Source organism: Paucibacter sp. KBW04, assembly GCF_003852425.1.
In the GTDB taxonomy this organism is placed as follows: Bacteria; Pseudomonadota; Gammaproteobacteria; order Burkholderiales; family Burkholderiaceae_C; genus Paucibacter_A.
Genome location: NZ_QAJN01000001.1, coordinates 166,458 through 180,287, shown reverse-complemented (window position 1 = coordinate 180,287; position 13,830 = coordinate 166,458). Strand labels below are relative to the sequence as shown.

General features: G+C 60.8%; 27 protein-coding genes. All 27 read right to left on the bottom strand.

Annotation, left to right across the window (positions count from 1 at the left end; genetic code table 11):
- Nucleotide 1: 1 nt before the first annotated feature.
- Nucleotides 2-280, bottom strand: a complete 279-nt coding sequence (locus DBR47_RS00855) for a hypothetical protein (protein ID WP_124446115.1) — start codon at nucleotides 278-280, stop codon at nucleotides 2-4.
- Nucleotides 281-511: 231 nt separating this feature from the next.
- Nucleotides 512-2,149, bottom strand: coding sequence for a DUF935 domain-containing protein (locus DBR47_RS00845; protein ID WP_124446113.1), 1,638 nt, complete (start codon nucleotides 2,147-2,149; stop codon nucleotides 512-514).
- 2 nt (nucleotides 2,150-2,151) lie between these two features.
- Entirely contained in the window at nucleotides 2,152-3,708 is a 1,557-nt protein-coding gene (locus DBR47_RS00840; protein WP_124446912.1) for a hypothetical protein, read from the bottom strand.
- Between the two features lie 20 nt (nucleotides 3,709-3,728).
- On the bottom strand, nucleotides 3,729-4,196 hold the full coding sequence (locus DBR47_RS00835; RefSeq protein WP_124446112.1) for a Gp49 family protein: 468 nt from the start codon (nucleotides 4,194-4,196) through the stop codon (nucleotides 3,729-3,731).
- Between the two features lie 55 nt (nucleotides 4,197-4,251).
- Nucleotides 4,252-4,749: a DUF3486 family protein gene (locus DBR47_RS00830; RefSeq protein ID WP_197046795.1), complete on the bottom strand. Its 498-nt coding sequence runs from the start codon at nucleotides 4,747-4,749 to the stop codon at nucleotides 4,252-4,254.
- 35 nt (nucleotides 4,750-4,784) lie between these two features.
- Nucleotides 4,785-5,108, bottom strand: a complete 324-nt coding sequence (locus DBR47_RS00825) for a hypothetical protein (protein WP_231512061.1) — start codon at nucleotides 5,106-5,108, stop codon at nucleotides 4,785-4,787.
- On the bottom strand, nucleotides 5,105-5,452 hold the full coding sequence (locus DBR47_RS00820; RefSeq protein ID WP_124446110.1) for a hypothetical protein: 348 nt from the start codon (nucleotides 5,450-5,452) through the stop codon (nucleotides 5,105-5,107). The genes DBR47_RS00825 and DBR47_RS00820 overlap by 4 nt, the downstream gene beginning before the upstream one ends.
- Entirely contained in the window at nucleotides 5,442-5,708 is a 267-nt protein-coding gene (locus DBR47_RS00815; RefSeq protein ID WP_124446109.1) for a TraR/DksA C4-type zinc finger protein, read from the bottom strand. Before DBR47_RS00815 ends, DBR47_RS00820 begins: the two co-directional genes overlap by 11 nt.
- Nucleotides 5,705-6,250, bottom strand: coding sequence for a hypothetical protein (locus DBR47_RS00810; protein ID WP_124446108.1), 546 nt, complete (start codon nucleotides 6,248-6,250; stop codon nucleotides 5,705-5,707). The genes DBR47_RS00815 and DBR47_RS00810 overlap by 4 nt, the downstream gene beginning before the upstream one ends.
- A gap of 3 nt (nucleotides 6,251-6,253) precedes the next feature.
- Complete coding sequence (locus tag DBR47_RS00805; RefSeq protein ID WP_124446107.1) at nucleotides 6,254-6,589, bottom strand: hypothetical protein; 336 nt, start codon at nucleotides 6,587-6,589, stop codon at nucleotides 6,254-6,256.
- A 122-nt stretch (nucleotides 6,590-6,711) separates the two neighbouring features.
- Nucleotides 6,712-7,290 (bottom strand): hypothetical protein, encoded by a 579-nt coding sequence (locus DBR47_RS00800; protein WP_124446106.1) that lies wholly within the window; start codon nucleotides 7,288-7,290, stop codon nucleotides 6,712-6,714.
- A 24-nt stretch (nucleotides 7,291-7,314) separates the two neighbouring features.
- Complete coding sequence (locus DBR47_RS00795) at nucleotides 7,315-7,734, bottom strand: Mor transcription activator family protein (protein WP_124446105.1); 420 nt, start codon at nucleotides 7,732-7,734, stop codon at nucleotides 7,315-7,317.
- Between the two features lie 559 nt (nucleotides 7,735-8,293).
- Complete coding sequence (locus DBR47_RS00790) at nucleotides 8,294-8,743, bottom strand: hypothetical protein (protein WP_124446104.1); 450 nt, start codon at nucleotides 8,741-8,743, stop codon at nucleotides 8,294-8,296.
- Nucleotides 8,740-9,027, bottom strand: a complete 288-nt coding sequence (locus DBR47_RS00785) for a hypothetical protein (protein ID WP_124446103.1) — start codon at nucleotides 9,025-9,027, stop codon at nucleotides 8,740-8,742. Before DBR47_RS00785 ends, DBR47_RS00790 begins: the two co-directional genes overlap by 4 nt.
- Before the next feature lie 13 nt (nucleotides 9,028-9,040).
- A complete protein-coding gene (locus tag DBR47_RS24520) occupies nucleotides 9,041-9,187 on the bottom strand; it encodes a hypothetical protein (protein ID WP_156089032.1) in 147 nt (48 codons plus the stop codon).
- Nucleotides 9,184-9,633 carry a gp16 family protein gene (locus DBR47_RS00780; protein WP_124446102.1) on the bottom strand — a complete coding sequence of 150 codons (450 nt, stop codon included), beginning with the start codon at nucleotides 9,631-9,633 and terminating at the stop codon, nucleotides 9,184-9,186. Before DBR47_RS00780 ends, DBR47_RS24520 begins: the two co-directional genes overlap by 4 nt.
- Nucleotides 9,630-9,872: a hypothetical protein gene (locus DBR47_RS00775; protein ID WP_124446101.1), complete on the bottom strand. Its 243-nt coding sequence runs from the start codon at nucleotides 9,870-9,872 to the stop codon at nucleotides 9,630-9,632. Before DBR47_RS00775 ends, DBR47_RS00780 begins: the two co-directional genes overlap by 4 nt.
- Nucleotides 9,869-10,309 (bottom strand): hypothetical protein, encoded by a 441-nt coding sequence (locus DBR47_RS00770; protein WP_124446100.1) that lies wholly within the window; start codon nucleotides 10,307-10,309, stop codon nucleotides 9,869-9,871. The genes DBR47_RS00775 and DBR47_RS00770 overlap by 4 nt, the downstream gene beginning before the upstream one ends.
- Entirely contained in the window at nucleotides 10,302-10,523 is a 222-nt protein-coding gene (locus tag DBR47_RS00765) for a hypothetical protein (protein WP_124446099.1), read from the bottom strand. The genes DBR47_RS00770 and DBR47_RS00765 overlap by 8 nt, the downstream gene beginning before the upstream one ends.
- The gene (locus DBR47_RS00760; RefSeq protein ID WP_124446098.1) at nucleotides 10,520-10,753 is read right to left on the bottom strand and encodes a hypothetical protein; all 234 of its coding nucleotides are present in this window, start codon (nucleotides 10,751-10,753) and stop codon (nucleotides 10,520-10,522) included. The genes DBR47_RS00765 and DBR47_RS00760 overlap by 4 nt, the downstream gene beginning before the upstream one ends.
- A 27-nt stretch (nucleotides 10,754-10,780) precedes the next feature.
- Nucleotides 10,781-11,404 (bottom strand): DUF3164 family protein, encoded by a 624-nt coding sequence (locus DBR47_RS00755; protein ID WP_124446097.1) that lies wholly within the window; start codon nucleotides 11,402-11,404, stop codon nucleotides 10,781-10,783.
- An 11-nt stretch (nucleotides 11,405-11,415) separates the two neighbouring features.
- A complete protein-coding gene (locus tag DBR47_RS00750; RefSeq protein ID WP_124446096.1) occupies nucleotides 11,416-11,646 on the bottom strand; it encodes a hypothetical protein in 231 nt (76 codons plus the stop codon).
- 9 nt (nucleotides 11,647-11,655) lie between these two features.
- Nucleotides 11,656-12,000 carry a hypothetical protein gene (locus DBR47_RS00745; RefSeq protein WP_124446095.1) on the bottom strand — a complete coding sequence of 115 codons (345 nt, stop codon included), beginning with the start codon at nucleotides 11,998-12,000 and terminating at the stop codon, nucleotides 11,656-11,658.
- A 1-nt stretch (nucleotide 12,001) separates the two neighbouring features.
- The gene (locus tag DBR47_RS24515) at nucleotides 12,002-12,151 is read right to left on the bottom strand and encodes a hypothetical protein (protein WP_156089031.1); all 150 of its coding nucleotides are present in this window, start codon (nucleotides 12,149-12,151) and stop codon (nucleotides 12,002-12,004) included.
- Nucleotides 12,148-12,729, bottom strand: a complete 582-nt coding sequence (locus DBR47_RS00740) for a helix-turn-helix transcriptional regulator (RefSeq protein WP_124446094.1) — start codon at nucleotides 12,727-12,729, stop codon at nucleotides 12,148-12,150. The genes DBR47_RS24515 and DBR47_RS00740 overlap by 4 nt, the downstream gene beginning before the upstream one ends.
- Nucleotides 12,726-13,067, bottom strand: coding sequence for a hypothetical protein (locus tag DBR47_RS00735; protein ID WP_124446093.1), 342 nt, complete (start codon nucleotides 13,065-13,067; stop codon nucleotides 12,726-12,728). The genes DBR47_RS00740 and DBR47_RS00735 overlap by 4 nt, the downstream gene beginning before the upstream one ends.
- On the bottom strand, nucleotides 13,067-13,792 hold the full coding sequence (locus tag DBR47_RS00730) for an AAA family ATPase (protein ID WP_124446092.1): 726 nt from the start codon (nucleotides 13,790-13,792) through the stop codon (nucleotides 13,067-13,069). Before DBR47_RS00730 ends, DBR47_RS00735 begins: the two co-directional genes overlap by 1 nt.
- Nucleotides 13,793-13,830 lie beyond the last annotated feature (38 nt).

The following is a 13,830-nucleotide window of genomic DNA, read 5'->3' as shown; positions in this document are numbered from 1 at the left end:
GTCAAACCTCGCTGGCCTCGGCTTCGACCGGCTCATATGTTTGAGCGAACACTTCGGCGCTGCAAGGGTACAGCTCGCCTTCAATACCCCGAATCAGCCAATCGTTTCGCAGGCCCACCAGGCGACCTTGCGGCGTCGCGATAGAGATGGCATTGGACGCAAAAATAATCTTGCCCGCCTCATAGGCTTTACGCACCCAGCCGGGCAGCTTGCTCCAACTAACTCGTGAGTGCTGCATCGCATCTGCGATGCGTACAGCCTCAACGGTGATTGGTTTCATTCGGAATAGCATCAAGAGGATCCTTTGTTCAAGTCGTTCGGCGCTATGCGTCGTCCAGGTCGCAAGACCCGCACTCCACGTCATCGCCCATGTCGCACATGCAGCACTTTTCAACGCCACACCAAGGACACTCGCTCAGGCCTTGGGGAGCGTCTGGCTTGTTACCCTTTCGGTCAGCCGAACTGGCTCCACATCCTGGACACTCTTCGTCGGTTTCTCGATAGCTCATGCTTATTGGTCTCCAAGCAGCTTTTTCACGGCTCGGGCCATCAAGCCCGGCTTCTTTGCCACCGGCTTCGCCAACCCTCGCCCCATCACATGCCCGGCAAACGTTGCCCGCGCAATCGTCTCCACCGTGGCCGGATCAGGCTTGGCATGCAGCAGGCCAGTGAGTCGCTCACGGAACTGCACCAGGTCGCCCGTTTCATCCAGCAGGTTCACCAAGTCCTCCATCGGCTTTCGCATCAGCGCTTGCCACTGGGCCGCCAGCTCCTCGGCACCGCTTTGGATCGCTTCCTGCCGGGCCTGGTTGAATGCCCGTTGAGCGGAGGCCTTGCCAAGCGGCAATCCTTCAGCGAAACCTGCGGTTGCCGGGTCATCGGCTCGGGCGCCCCTGGTGTCTTCGTCTTCCGCGCCCGCTTCCAACGCTGCGTCAACGGCGTAACCCTGGGTCTGAACAGGCGCAGTTAACACAGATGGCGGTGCCTTGCGCGTCCATCCCTCGCCATAGGTCTCGGTGATGTACTGCTCGCTGGGCTCAAAGCCCATTTGAAATAGCTTTGAATCCCGCTCGGCCAGCTTGGCCGTGTCTTCGGGCTCATCAAACACATGCTCCAACTTGGGCAGGCCAGCGCCCGGCATGTTGTATTCAACGATCCAACGAACCAAGGTGTCGTTCAGCGTCTCGTCCAGCTCATTGGCGTCATCCATCGCCACTTCAAGCCGCACATCGTTCTGCACGTTGGCTTGGTTAGAGCCCAAGCCCGCGCTCGCGGCCGTGGTACTCATCGTCTCGCCCAGCACGGCCTTGCTGATCTGCTCGTCCATATAGCGGACCAGCTTTTCATAGGTATCCACCGAGCCACTGCGCGAGGCTTCAATCAGTTCAATCGCCATCCCTTCGGGAATGATCACGCCCGCATCCCGGCTGATCGCAGCAAGAGCCCCCAGCAGCTTCTTCTGCTCATCCTTCTGCGCGCCAGCCGGATACTTGCCCAGGGCTGTTGGGGCACCGAATTTATCGGCGAAGGTCAGCCAGAACGTGATGCCATTGCGCTTGAAGAACACGGGCCAATACAGCATGGAGCCCAGCCCTGCGCCAAAGGGGCTGTCATCGTCGGCACCCCTGCGATGCACGATGAACTTGCGTGCAGGCATCACCTCGCCTTGCAGCAGGTTCTCTCGGGTCAGCAGGCGCAGCTCATCCTGCAGGCCGAAGGTGAAGCGGCGTGGGTCGCGCGCCTTGATCGTCTTGGGCAATACCAGGCCGTCACGTACCTCCCACAAAATCTCGCTGGGTTGAAAGCCATTCAGGTTTGCTTCCAGCAGGCGCTTGCAAATGTTGTTGAACTTGAGGTGTTGCAGTGCCTTGGTCACCAGCTCGGCCGCCGCCTTATCGGCTGGCTTCTCACTCGCTGCGTTCACTACCCAAGTGCGACTGGTCACGGCCAGCTTGCGCTTGGCGAGCACAGCCCCCGCGTGCGCATCACGCTTCAGCTCCTGATAAATCTTCAGGCCTTTGGAGCCGCCACGCGCCTTGATCGTGTCGTCTTCGTTGAACTGCACGCCACCAAAGAAGACGCGGTGCGGGTCGCGTGTGATGCTCGCAATCTCTTGCGTCATCGGTTCGCCGTCTTTATCCAAAATCATTGTCAGTACCCCATGCGGCCGGTGTTGAGGCCATGCCAGGTGTCACCGCTCCAGCCGTCTAGGCCGGATGACACACGTTCAACGCCAAGCGACTCGTACTCGATGGGCGCGAAGTCCGCTCGGCTTGCGTAGTGGGCTAGCAGCAAGCTAACGCCCGCATCACCGTGACGCTTCTCACCCTCAGCATCGGTACTGCGCTTGTCAGGAATGCGCGGTACACCCTTGACCACCTCAAACGCACGCAGGTCGCTTAACACCTCGGCATCGCGGGGCAGCTCAATCGTGGCGTCTTCAAACGCGGCTTTGAAGGGGGCCGTGTTCTCGCGGTACCAGCTCTCGCTCAGCATCACCTGTTCAATGCGCTGGGTGCCGTAACGCTGCATCGCTACCTCGGCCAAGTACTGACCATTGCCGCGCGCATCAAAGGCTGCTTTGCGGAAGCGCGGCAGGCGGTCCAGCAGATAGAAAACTACCTGCTCTTGCTGCTTGAAGGGTGCGTTACGCAGCTCTACCATGAAAGGGAACCTACGCTTCAGCTGCTGAGTCAATTGCCAGGGGCTCAGCACAGTCAGGTCACCAGTTCGACCAAAGTCTTCACCCATGCCGCTCTCCAGCGATGGGTCTAGCCGCGCCAGCTCAGGCGCCAATTGCGCAATGATCCAGTCTTGGCAGTCTGCCCAGCGGATATGATCAGGCAGCGTTTCAAATCCCTTGGGGCATTTCCAGCGCAGCACCTGGCCGTCTACCATGCGCGCCTCAATCAAGGCCCGGCTCAACCAGGTGCCGCCGCTATTGGCAGGCACGCAATCCAGCTCTTCTTCCGCCCCCGCGCCGTAAAAGCTATAGACCGAGTCCACCCAGGCTGTCTGCTCGGCCTCCACCCAAGGCTTGCTCAGCCGCAGGCACACCCGCTCATACAAGCCCTCAGCCACGGCCTGGCGGAAGGGGATGTGGTGCACCGTGCCGCTGCGCGTGCCTGCCGCGATATCCGTCTTGAGCGTGTTGAACGCGTTCTCCACCCCGTTGTGCGTGCTGATCACCCGCACCTTGCCGCCCCAAATCAGCATGGCCATCGCTGCCTTCAGCAACTCGTCCAGCTGATCATGGAAGGCCGCTTCGTCAATCACGATGATGCCCTGGCGACCGCGTAAATTGCTGGGCCTGCTGCTCAGCGCGACGACGCGAAACCCACTTCCCGGGAAACGGATCGTGTAGGTCTTAATGTTCTTGTCTTCGTCGGCTTCTTCCCAAAAGCCTTCTTCAATCTCACCCGCCGCCCGATTGAAGGCCTTGGCCCACATCGCGCAGGCCTGGATGTACTCAATCGTCATGTCCTGGTTGTAGGCGATGTAGTACACGTTTTGGCCGCCCGCTTCACGCGAGCTGCTCGCCGTCAAAATATCGTCGGCAGCCTCGGCCCAGGTCAGGCCCGTGCGGCGGCTCTTTTCAGCGACCTTGAAGGCGCTTTGATCGGCAATCCACCGCTGCTGATAGGGCAGCAAAACAGCGGGCACATTCAGGCCCGCTGTGTTTGGAATTTTTGGGGCAAGTTCGATCATCACCAGCAGGGGCTCGGAAATCAGCCGTGCAGGACGTGCTGCAGCATCGCCTGAGCGGTAGGCGCATCCAGCAGGTTGGTGCCCGTGCGGCCTGGCTGGCCAGACGCACCGTCCGGGTGGACATGCGCCGGAACAGGCCAGGTCAGGAAGCGGCTGACCTGCTCCTGCGTAGGGCCAGCCAGCCGGGTGCGCAGGGCATACCCTTCCAGCAGCCAAAGCTGATCCCGGGCCTTCGCCTCGGCCTGGGCCTGCGCCATCTTGAAGCCCAGTTCGGCATTGAAGTTCTCGGGGCTCACGCACGCGCTTTGCCCGCTAGCCAGCAGGAAGTTACCGTCCAAGAATGCATGCACGACGGTGCTGGTGGTCTGCTCCACACGGCCTCCGACATAGGTAACTCGCCCCATCATGAAGTCGATATGTTCCTTTGTGACGCGGGGCGCGGTCAGGCCCTTGGTCTGAATTTCTTGTTCAATGGCTTGGTCGTTCATGTCAGTCCTTATTGGTTGAGGGGCGTCGGCAAGGCATGGGATTTGGGCGAATCAATTACTGGGCAATGCCCAAAATAGCCCGGCGAATCTCAGCCGCTGAGTCGGCCGAGAGGCCGCCTGTTCGTGCGATGCGGTCTGCCGCTTCGGCCGCGTGTTGGGCGCGCTCCGCCACTTCACGCATGAACTGCTGCTGCGCGATGCTGGCCCGAACCAGCGGCGCCATCGCCTTGGCAATCTTTGCGATATCGACGCTCTCCGGGTCGATATCGTCCATGTCCCGCAGCAAGCCAAACAGACGCTGCTGCAGCATCTGCATCGTGGCCCTGGCCATCGCGTCTGTGTCATCAGGCGCGGCGGCGACCAGGGCGCGAGCCTCTTCGGTGCTGCGGCGCAGATCGGCCAGGCGGCGCTCCATTTGGCTGCCGTAGCGGTGAATGCTGCTCTTGCCCACCTCATAGCCCTGGTCACGCAGCCAGGCTTCCAGCTCCACATAGCCGCTGAATCCACCTTGGATCAGGCGCTGGTCCAGCGCCTGGCGGGTGCTTTCAGGCAAGTCCAAAATCTTGCTGCGCTCGCCCATAGGTCCGCTCAGCCTGCAGAGAACTTGGGCCGAGCGATGCCAGGCTGAACGTCTACCGTGTACTCAACGACGTCAACGCCATAGCGCGTTAGCTCGCAGTGCCAAACATCGGTGGGGCTCTTGCTGATCGTCACCAGAACGCGGTCCAGCAGGTAGTCCAGCTCGCGCCGAATCTCCTTCTCTGTCGCGTCAGGATAGGTCGCCTGGATCACCGACAAAAGCATTGGGCTCACTGCCCCAGCAGGCCGGGCCACGTTCAGCGCAACCAGCAAGTACCAGCGAATTTGTTCTCGCCGCAGGCGAGCCATCTGCATTTCCATCTCAGCGCTCATTTGCTGCTGCTCCCCTTGTTATTGCTGCTGGTGTAGGCCTCACGAATAGCCTGCTCCATGCGCATCGCCACGTGGTCAATCTTGGTCATGATGGTGGCGATGGCCTGCGTGTAGTCCTCGCGCCGCACGTAGTCGCGGGGCAGCTCGGCCTTCAACTCCATCAAGTCGCGCTCCAAGCGCCGGTTTGTTTCGTCTTGGCTTTTCAGCCCCTGCGAGACAGCCTGGAACTTCTCGTCGATGCTCTTCTGCGTCGCGGCCATCAGCATCTTGGCGATGCCCCAGAACGCGCCGCAGATCATCGAAAACATGAGCACCAGCTGCCATGCGTCAAGTTCAAACTTCATGATGGCCTTGGCCCTTTTCCAAAAGTTCCAGGCGGGCCTGGCAGTCAACACAAAGCTGCACGCCTGGCAAAAGGCGGCGGCGCTCTTCGGGTATCTGTTCGCCACAACGGTCGCCTGTGCAGGTCTCGGCGCTGACCATTCGTCCGCCCCCAGTTGCTGGCCGTCGGTTTCTCTCAGAAGTCCGACGCTGGTGTTCGAGGGCGAGGCGCAGCAACATTTCGCTTTGATCGTTGGCGCGGTCGATGAGGTCGCTCATGCTGCAGGGCCACGCAGCTGCTTCAGCTGCTCTGCCTGGATCTGGTCCTTATCGCGGCTACCGCGAGAGGATCCAAACTCAAACTGGTGGGCATCACGAAGGCACAGCCCGAAGATCCCGGCAATGGTGGACAGCAGCCCGACCACTTCGCCAGGAATGTCCTTTCTGAAGAAAGTCAGGACAGCCAAGCAAGCGATCAGCCCAACCACATCCATTGCCACCATCACATCAGCGCGAACGTTATGCATGCCGCGTTTGATGAACTCCGTATCCCGGGCCCGGGCGTTTTGGACGTCGGCTAGGTAGGCCTGTTCCATCGCATCGTTCGACGCCAAGACCTTCGCTTGAAATGCGAGCTGCATTTCGCTGTCTTGCCTGATCGCGGCCAGTGCTTCCTCGGGCGTCTTCCCGCCCGACACAGCCTGGGCGATGCCCACCACTTGTTCGGCAACGGCCGTGCTGGTTGCACCTGCGCCGAAGTAGCGCATCAAGCTCGGCGCAAACTGGGCCAGGCCCATAACGATAGGCAGTAGGGGCAGCATGGCTCAGCTCCGATGTGCGCGCTTGTTGCGCAGTTGATTGCGCCGCTTGCGGGCCTGGCGCCGGTCATGCGCAACGGACCAACCAGGTGCGGGGTAGTTGAAGCTGCGCCTGAAGCCACCGCCACCGCCGATCAGGCGGTCGAGACGCTTTTCAAAGCTGCTGCCTGGGCCTTTGAACGGCTTCGCTGCAGCCTGGTCTGCCGGGAGTACCTGCCCGTTAGAAACGTGCGAGAGTCTTTGCAGACTATTCCCGACCTGTAGGCTGATGCTTGCGCCTAGCAAGCCAGCTGAGGCGACAACAAATGCGAGGGATGACTTGATGCGGTTCATGTCGGCCATGTTGGCCGCCGCACCCTGCAATGTCTTTTCGCTTGTGCGAAAACAAAAAGGCCCACATTTGTGGGCCTCAAAGGTCGTTTGAAGGGGCTGAATCTGGGTGATTCGCTCGCCCCGAGATTAGATCACCAGCGCTGCCAGGCGACTACCTTCTCGTTCATCACCACGAGCTGCAAACGTCCGGCGCGGTAGACCGAGGCCACACCGTCATTGCGATTCACCTGGCTCACCAGCGTCAGCTCACCCACACAGCTGCGCGCCCTGGCGAGCGGCATGCCAACGGTGGGCTTTGCATAGTCCGCGCCGCACACCTGGCGCCGTGTTTTGTCTTGCCGTGCTTGCTCGGCCAGCTGGCTGTCGTACTTCTTTTGCTCTGCAGCCATCTTTTCATTGCCTTGCTGCAGCCAGTAGGCATCACCTTCTTTGCGTGCCTTGGCGGCCTGCATACGCTCCTCGGCTTCGGCCTTCAGCGCAAGCTGCTGGGCTTCGCGTGAAGCCTCGTCTCGCTCGCCTCTCGCCCTTGTGTCAGCGTCGCGCTTGGCCTTCTCGGCATCCCGGGCGGCTAATTCGCGCAGACCATCACAAACGACCGGGTCTATAGGTGCGCCGTTAGCCCAGCGACAAGCTGCCAAGTCTTCACCAGCGGCCAAGGCAGGCCCGGCAATAGCCAGGGCTAGAGCAAACGGTATGAAGCGATTCGGCATGTTGCAGCCCTCCAAAGCAGGAGTCTAGCCCGCCTCGTCTTCAAACAGGCCACGTTGAGTTCTGGCGGTCGACTCAGCTCGGGCGGTCGCCAGCATCCGGTAAACCTGCTGAACGCATACCCCGTACTTCGTTGCGAGTTCAACGTGATTGTTGCCGGTGAAGTCGGCCCACATCGCTGCTCGGCGTTGGCGCTGGCGCAGGGTGTTGCCCTTGGGCCAGTAGTTTGGTTGGCCGCCAAATCGCTCGCGCACATGCTCGGCTACCGTTTCCGCGACTGCAGAGGCGTAGTTAAGTTCGATACCGATATTCTTCAGCTCACCCTCAACAACCTCGGCCAGCTCGCGCAAAAGCGGGGGATAGTCGGCATCCAAACTCAAAGGTTTGATTGATGTTGCCGATTGGGACACAAGCAACCCCTGGCTTTGCGGCAGCTCCTTATTCATGGTCTATACCTCCTACATTATTTTTGGCTGGCTCGGTACTTTTCACGCAGCCTTTGTTTGATTTGAAATGGGACAAGCAAGACCTGACCCCTTCCAAATCCCTGATGGTGACTATTACCTTTGATTTGGTGTTTTTCACATCAAACTCCTTCGCCATCCGATGACTTTGCAATCGGAAACTTGTCGCCTTTGTTCCACGCCCGCGCTTTGATGCGATCGCGCGCCGCCAGCGTTGGCGCACGCACTGAAGCCGATGCGGCTCGCTGTGGCTCTGGCAGCTTCAGTGCAGGCGGTCTGGGCGGAAGATGGCCAACCAACTGACCGGGAGCGGGCCAACGCTCAGCACGGCGAGCCAATTCAATGAAGGCCGCAGGAAGCCTCTCGCTATCAAGCTCCTCAACCCAGGGCCGACCAGCCCACAAAACCTGAACCCAGCTCACGAAGGTCAGAGGCAGCACCTCAGCAGATGGGCAGCCTTGGAGACTCAGTGCGTAAAGCATCTGCAAACCATCCACGATGCGGTTGTGAAACCAGGCTGGCGCCTCGGTGCTGCAGCTGCTCATTTGCGCATGCCTTCCAGCGCAACCAGGGCGCTGCCAGTCTTGCTTTGAGGTACCTTGCTGACCTTTGCTTGCTGGGGGGCAGGCATGGCCTCAAATCGGCCTGCAGTGCTCTCCAAAACACGGCGCAGGTAGTTGTGGTTACCCAGAGGCTTCCAGCCCGCCTGAGCCCGTTTTTCATCTAGGCCCCGTGCAGCTTCGAGCAGGCCGAATGCCAGCGCCCCTTGATCGGACTCCAGGGCAAGTACTTCACGGGCCATCCGCAAGGCCCGACCCCACCCGAGCTGCTGCTTCGCCGGTCGAAAGTAACCTAAGTAATGAACAAGCGGCCGAGCCAGCTCAGCGGGCATTGCCGCCATCATGCCGATCAGTTCGCGACCGGCATCATCTTGTAGTGCAGCCTCAAGCGGGAGGTGGGCATGGCAGCAAGGGCAGGTCAGCTGCATCATGGGGCCTCCGGGGCAGTCAAGGCGACGCGCTTGGTACGGCTGGACTTGCCATCAGGCTCGGCGAGAGGGGCTCGAATTTGGCTAGGCTTGACGCTGGCCCAACTCACTTCCACTTCACCAGTCAAGGTGTAGAGATAGGCCCCAGCCCCAGCGTAGTTACGGGTGGCCTTTTGCGCTTGCTGCAGCAACTGGGCCACTTTCATGCCAAGTTCGGCGGGCATGATGAATTCGTCAATGCCACCAATAGTCAGGCAGCACAGCGGTTTGGTTTGTCGGGTTGCCATATGGTTCCTCGGCTCAAAAAGGAAAGGGCCAGGCCTTGCCACGGGCGCGCGCATCTTCTTGCGACCGCTTGTTAGCCGCGTCCCCGGCCGCGTGGGTGTAGGCATCGTCGGAGGGGTCAGGCGGCCGGGGTGCTGGGGTGCTGGGTTGCTGGGGCTTCATTTCTCTTGCCTCCGTTTCTGGTCGTACATCAGCGCCGCGATGAGGCTTTGCAGCTGCTCAGCGTTGGCGAACTCCACTCGGTCGACCTTGAACATGCGTTTGCACATGCCATGTGCATAGGCCCAGGGGCGGCCTGCGTCGGCCAGCAGCGCCTCTACCTTGCCGACCTGTGCCGCGCGGTCAGCAGGCGGCTTTGCGGGGCGGCCAGGGTGCTTGCCTGGCTTGCCTGCGGCATGACCCAGCACGGCACCGCTGGCTGCCATGTAGGCCAGCACCTTGGAGCGACCCGCGTGGTCCAGCTCGGCCGAACTCTTCACACGGGCCTGCGCCCACAGCACGGCGCGATAGGTGTCGTCATCCCAGCCCAGCTGCTTCTTGGCAATGTGGATTTGCGCCAGGCCGCTGTTGCGGCTTTGCGCTGGCCTTGCGGCGCGCACGGCATTCATGAGCGGGCCTCGCTCTCATACGTCAGCCGCACCAGGGTTTCGCCGGGCACGCGGTGCTCGGGCAGGGCCTCAGCCTGGCGCTTGCCCGGATCGGGCCAGAGCTTGCATGCCAGGGCCATACCTGCTGCCACGGCACCACCCGTGCAGCTGGCCCGTTTGCCGCGCACCGTGGCCGTCACGTAAGCACCGGACCGGTCGAACACTTTGACCACCGTCGTGGCCTGTACAGCGGGGCTCACGCTGGCACCTCGGCACGTGCGGCATGGATCTTTCCGAACGCTTGGTTTGATGCGGCCACGCCTATCTTGACGCCCTCTAGGCAGAGTCCCTCCAGGCGCTCCAGCAACGCTCGCTCATCAAGCGCGTTGATACCAAACGCTGCGGCAATCACTGCCACCTTGAGCTGGTCAAGGGCGCTTAGAACTTCAGAGGAAACTGGCTCGGTGGACTCATCAGCCCACCAAAGCGGCGGGTATTGCAGCGGCCAACCGCTCCAGTCAAACCACTGACGCGCGTCAGAGTCGTACCAGCCTCGGTCTTTTCGTTGAATGCCGTCATCGCACATGACGGCGATTTCAACGGTCGCCATGTGCCGGGGCATCTTGACTGTTGGGCTGATCCATTTGATCAGCTCAAGCCGATAATCAGGGCGAGTGGATTGATTCGTGTTAGTCATTGCAGCCAGCCCCCACTTTGTCCAAGTCCAGGACCAACTCGCAATCGACGATTGCTTCCCGGATCAGCCGTGTCGTTTGCGCTGCAAACACCAGCGTGCCGCCGCTGGCGTCCAGCACCACCAGCTCGCCCGTGTTGAGCAGGCCCACTCGCGTAGGCTGCGGCGGCCTGGCCTTGAAGGCGGCGCGCACCTGTTCCATGAGGGTGGCGATCATTTCTTCACCTCGGGTGTTTTGCTGGTGGTGCAAGTCAAGGTGAAACCATTGCCCAGGTCCAGGGCCAGGCCCTGGCCCAGAGCGTTGAAGCCGAGGCGCTTAGCTGTGATGCCAACCAGCTGATGCACATCTTCCAACTGCAAGCGTCCAGGGCATTCATCAGACCAAACAACTGCGTTCTGTAAGTCCGCCAGCGTGGCCCTGCGTATCTCCGTTGTTCGCGTTCCCATCGAAGTCTCCTATGGTTTGAAGAGGGTTTAAACCGAAGCCAGGTCCAGCGTGATCGCTTGGTATTTGTCGGTGTCCCCGACGCGTCGGTAGAGGCGCACATAGCTGCGGCTGCCCACCACGCTGAAGCTCTCGCCAATCGCATCCATCGCGCGCAGCCACTTGGGCGCGCGGATGTTCAGGCGGCGCAGGCCCAATACTCGATTGGTGTTGACGTCGCCCTCGGCATTGACCTGGAAGGCGTCATTGATCAGCACCTTGATTTCGTCTGAGCTGCCGTCAGACCATTCGGTGATGCACTCATCGATCAGCGCCTTGGCTGCTTTAAGGCGCTCGTCGAACTTGATGTTCTCTTGCACCTGGCGCACGACTTTGAACTCGCCGTCGAAGCTGTACAGCGTGACGTTGCCCTTGTCGCCGCCCAGCTTCACTTCAAACTGCTCGGCGCTGGTGATCACCATTGCGGCGATATCTGCGAAGGCGCGGGCTTTGTACTCAGCAAGCGCCTTGTTGATCACAAGGGCTTTGCCGATGAGGTCGCGCACGGTCTGATCGCGCAGCTTGTCAATCGGCTTGACCATGCTCTCGGGAACCAGTCGGCCTTGCGCGTCGCGCATGAAGCCAGTGGGGACGTCTGTTTTGATCTCGCTCATGAGATTTCCTTTCAGTGAGGTTTTGGATGGATGGGAGCGTCGGATGAGGCTTCCAAAATGCTCTTCGCGCGGGCCAGATTGGCGATGCATGAATCCCGGCAGCACGGCAGGACGGCGGCGATGCTGACGTAGATGCTGAGCAGAGCCGATAGGACTGCCTCATGCGGAACATCAAGCGAATTGAGAAGATCGTTGATCCGATCCCCGACCTTCAAGACTTGTTCTCTGGATGGCTTGGGCATGGTTGTCCTTTAGGTAGGCAAATGCAGCTGGCCCAGCAGATCAGCCAGGGGCATGCGGCGCAGCTGTGCTTCGATACCGAGGCTGTGCATGGCGCGGGCCCGCAGGAACTGGCAGCAGGCCTCCAGCTCCTCGGCCGTCTCCGCGATGTAGTAGCCGGTGCTGGGGGTGCCCGCGATGGCGATGCCCTCATTGCGCGCGGTGCTGATCACGCTGCGCAAAGTGCGCTCGTCACAGCCGACGACGGCGGCCAGGATCCGGGCACTGACGCCATTCGCTGCGCCTGTGTTATGGACGGCGAGCACCTGCAGGAGCTTGGTCTTGACGTAGTCGATCTGTGGGCTGGATTCATGCATGTCAGCCTCCGAACATCAAGAAATAGCAACCGGCGCAAATTGCCATCGTCAGGGAGACATACACCTCCGGCTCCTTGAGCCATGAGGCGAGGAAGTCCCAGGCCTTAGCCCATGCGGACCGATGCGTGCGGATCACTTGAACGGGTTTCATGTCTGCTTGCCCTCCTGTGTTGCGAGCGCAGTTGCCGACTTGGCCCCGGCTCCGTTGAAATGCGGGCACTGGCCCGCCTTAATGAATCGCCCGCTGCCTCGGCACGCATGCCAGGCCTGTGCGTGTTGCGGGTTGCCGATGCCTGTGCCTGACTTACCAGGCTGGCGCTCCTGCACGTCTTGGCAGACGCGCAGGCTCACATCGCCCATCACCGGGCAATCGCACTCAGCGCCCATCAGCTCACCGCGCACGCGGCGTTCAATGCGCAGCGTGTTGGCCTTGTAGTTGCCCGAGAGCACCTGGCTGACGGTGGTTTCGCTGACGCCGATCTGCTGGGCAGCCTGCGCCTGAGTGCCGCGTTCGCAGGCCAGGCGCAAGGTATGCAGCCAGGTGTCGGTGAGGCGCTCACGCACGCGCTGCTCAATCTGTTTGGTGTCGGCCATGTAAGACCCCTTCAGGCATTGATTGATCGTGGTGGCGCTGTAACCCAACATGTTTGCGGCGTGGCGCTGGCCGTACTGTCGGCAGTGGTCGGCCAGGTGCTTGAGCCAAGCGGGTTGAGTTGCTTCGGGGCTCATTTCTGCACCTCGCCCTTGTTGTTCCAAGTGGTGTCGGTGTTCCGGTCGTAGACACCATTGCCGTCAGCGCGTGCGATTGGGGCGATTGGTCCAGTATTTCGAACCAACGTGATCACCTCCTGGACGCCTGCATAGCGCCGTGTACGAGGGCGCGTCACTTTGATGAAGCCCGCTTTGATCAGGGCGCTCACGTAGGCGCGGACCGTGGCGTCAGCCAACTCAGCGGTGGCGCTGATATCGCCGCGCGTGCAGGTGCGCAAGATGCGCAGACTTTGCCAAGCGCGTTGAAGGCCAGGAGCCACAGAGCTTTTGTTGTAGGCTCCGGTTTTGCGGGTCATCAGCGTGCTCCCGCCTTGGCTTTCGGTGCGCCGCCCATATGCAGCTTGCGGTCACCCCATTGCTCACCGGTTACCACCGCCCAGCCGTTGGCTTTCGCAAATGCTTCAATGCGAGCAAGCCCCACCGCCATCAGTCCCATCGACCCAGCTGATTCAGTGTGTAGGCGCTGCAGCAGCTCTTCGTCCAGGCTCACCTCACACACCGTCGAGGCCAGCGTGCGAGCATCGTCCAAATCGCTCTGCAGGAATTCAACCCAGTGGCTGATGCGCCGGGCAAGCTGAGGGCGATGCACAAGGCGGCGTTCAATACCCTCCATGCCGATCAGCACCACAGGGACGCCACTGAGGTCGTGAATGTCGCGCAGCGTCTCAATCATCTTGATGTTGCCGAGCAGATAGTCGGCCTCATCCACAAACAGCGGGCGTTGCGTCTCGGTCAGCGCGCTCACGATGTAGTCCACCATCGCGGCGCTTTTGCTCAGCGGCGTCGCGCCCAACTCAATCATGATTCGGCCCAGCATGGTGCTGGGCGTCCAGGTCGCGGCGGCCCGCACATAGATGCCCCGGGTTCTGTTCACCAGCCAGGTGATGGCCGTGGTCTTGCCAGCGCCCGTGTATCCGTACACCAGCGCCATGCCAGGGATGCCTGCATCGCGGCCACTCAGGGCCTCATACGCGAGCTGCAGGGCGGCGACGTTCTTGACCAGGGCGAGTTTGTTGCGCATAAAATGGACTCCTTTGTTGTGTCAATCAATGGCCTTCG

What these genes read in the sequence shown, in the direction of transcription:
- DBR47_RS00840 (WP_124446912.1), bottom strand. Translation starts at nt 3,708, where the DNA reads ATGATCGAACTTGCCCCAAAAATTCCAAACACAGCGGGCCTGAATGTG.
- DBR47_RS00745 (WP_124446095.1), bottom strand. Translation starts at nt 12,000, where the DNA reads ATGCATGAATCCAGCCCACAGATCGACTACGTCAAGACCAAGCTCCTG.
- DBR47_RS00755 (WP_124446097.1), bottom strand. Translation starts at nt 11,404, where the DNA reads ATGAGCGAGATCAAAACAGACGTCCCCACTGGCTTCATGCGCGACGCG.
- DBR47_RS00855 (WP_124446115.1), bottom strand. Translation starts at nt 280, where the DNA reads ATGAAACCAATCACCGTTGAGGCTGTACGCATCGCAGATGCGATGCAG.
- DBR47_RS24515 (WP_156089031.1), bottom strand. Translation starts at nt 12,151, where the DNA reads ATGAAACCCGTTCAAGTGATCCGCACGCATCGGTCCGCATGGGCTAAG.
- DBR47_RS00735 (WP_124446093.1), bottom strand. Translation starts at nt 13,067, where the DNA reads ATGACCCGCAAAACCGGAGCCTACAACAAAAGCTCTGTGGCTCCTGGC.
- DBR47_RS00780 (WP_124446102.1), bottom strand. Translation starts at nt 9,633, where the DNA reads ATGAATGCCGTGCGCGCCGCAAGGCCAGCGCAAAGCCGCAACAGCGGC.
- DBR47_RS00810 (WP_124446108.1), bottom strand. Translation starts at nt 6,250, where the DNA reads ATGCTGCCCCTACTGCCTATCGTTATGGGCCTGGCCCAGTTTGCGCCG.
- DBR47_RS24520 (WP_156089032.1), bottom strand. Translation starts at nt 9,187, where the DNA reads ATGAAGCCCCAGCAACCCAGCACCCCAGCACCCCGGCCGCCTGACCCC.
- DBR47_RS00820 (WP_124446110.1), bottom strand. Translation starts at nt 5,452, where the DNA reads ATGAAGTTTGAACTTGACGCATGGCAGCTGGTGCTCATGTTTTCGATG.
- DBR47_RS00825 (WP_231512061.1), bottom strand. Translation starts at nt 5,108, where the DNA reads ATGAGCGCTGAGATGGAAATGCAGATGGCTCGCCTGCGGCGAGAACAA.
- DBR47_RS00790 (WP_124446104.1), bottom strand. Translation starts at nt 8,743, where the DNA reads ATGATGCAGCTGACCTGCCCTTGCTGCCATGCCCACCTCCCGCTTGAG.
- DBR47_RS00760 (WP_124446098.1), bottom strand. Translation starts at nt 10,753, where the DNA reads ATGGGAACGCGAACAACGGAGATACGCAGGGCCACGCTGGCGGACTTA.
- DBR47_RS00805 (WP_124446107.1), bottom strand. Translation starts at nt 6,589, where the DNA reads ATGGCCGACATGAACCGCATCAAGTCATCCCTCGCATTTGTTGTCGCC.
- DBR47_RS00740 (WP_124446094.1), bottom strand. Translation starts at nt 12,729, where the DNA reads ATGAGCCCCGAAGCAACTCAACCCGCTTGGCTCAAGCACCTGGCCGAC.
- DBR47_RS00835 (WP_124446112.1), bottom strand. Translation starts at nt 4,196, where the DNA reads ATGAACGACCAAGCCATTGAACAAGAAATTCAGACCAAGGGCCTGACC.
- DBR47_RS00800 (WP_124446106.1), bottom strand. Translation starts at nt 7,290, where the DNA reads ATGCCGAATCGCTTCATACCGTTTGCTCTAGCCCTGGCTATTGCCGGG.
- DBR47_RS00770 (WP_124446100.1), bottom strand. Translation starts at nt 10,309, where the DNA reads ATGACTAACACGAATCAATCCACTCGCCCTGATTATCGGCTTGAGCTG.
- DBR47_RS00795 (WP_124446105.1), bottom strand. Translation starts at nt 7,734, where the DNA reads ATGAATAAGGAGCTGCCGCAAAGCCAGGGGTTGCTTGTGTCCCAATCG.
- DBR47_RS00765 (WP_124446099.1), bottom strand. Translation starts at nt 10,523, where the DNA reads ATGATCGCCACCCTCATGGAACAGGTGCGCGCCGCCTTCAAGGCCAGG.
- DBR47_RS00785 (WP_124446103.1), bottom strand. Translation starts at nt 9,027, where the DNA reads ATGGCAACCCGACAAACCAAACCGCTGTGCTGCCTGACTATTGGTGGC.
- DBR47_RS00730 (WP_124446092.1), bottom strand. Translation starts at nt 13,792, where the DNA reads ATGCGCAACAAACTCGCCCTGGTCAAGAACGTCGCCGCCCTGCAGCTC.
- DBR47_RS00750 (WP_124446096.1), bottom strand. Translation starts at nt 11,646, where the DNA reads ATGCCCAAGCCATCCAGAGAACAAGTCTTGAAGGTCGGGGATCGGATC.
- DBR47_RS00815 (WP_124446109.1), bottom strand. Translation starts at nt 5,708, where the DNA reads ATGAGCGACCTCATCGACCGCGCCAACGATCAAAGCGAAATGTTGCTG.
- DBR47_RS00845 (WP_124446113.1), bottom strand. Translation starts at nt 2,149, where the DNA reads ATGATTTTGGATAAAGACGGCGAACCGATGACGCAAGAGATTGCGAGC.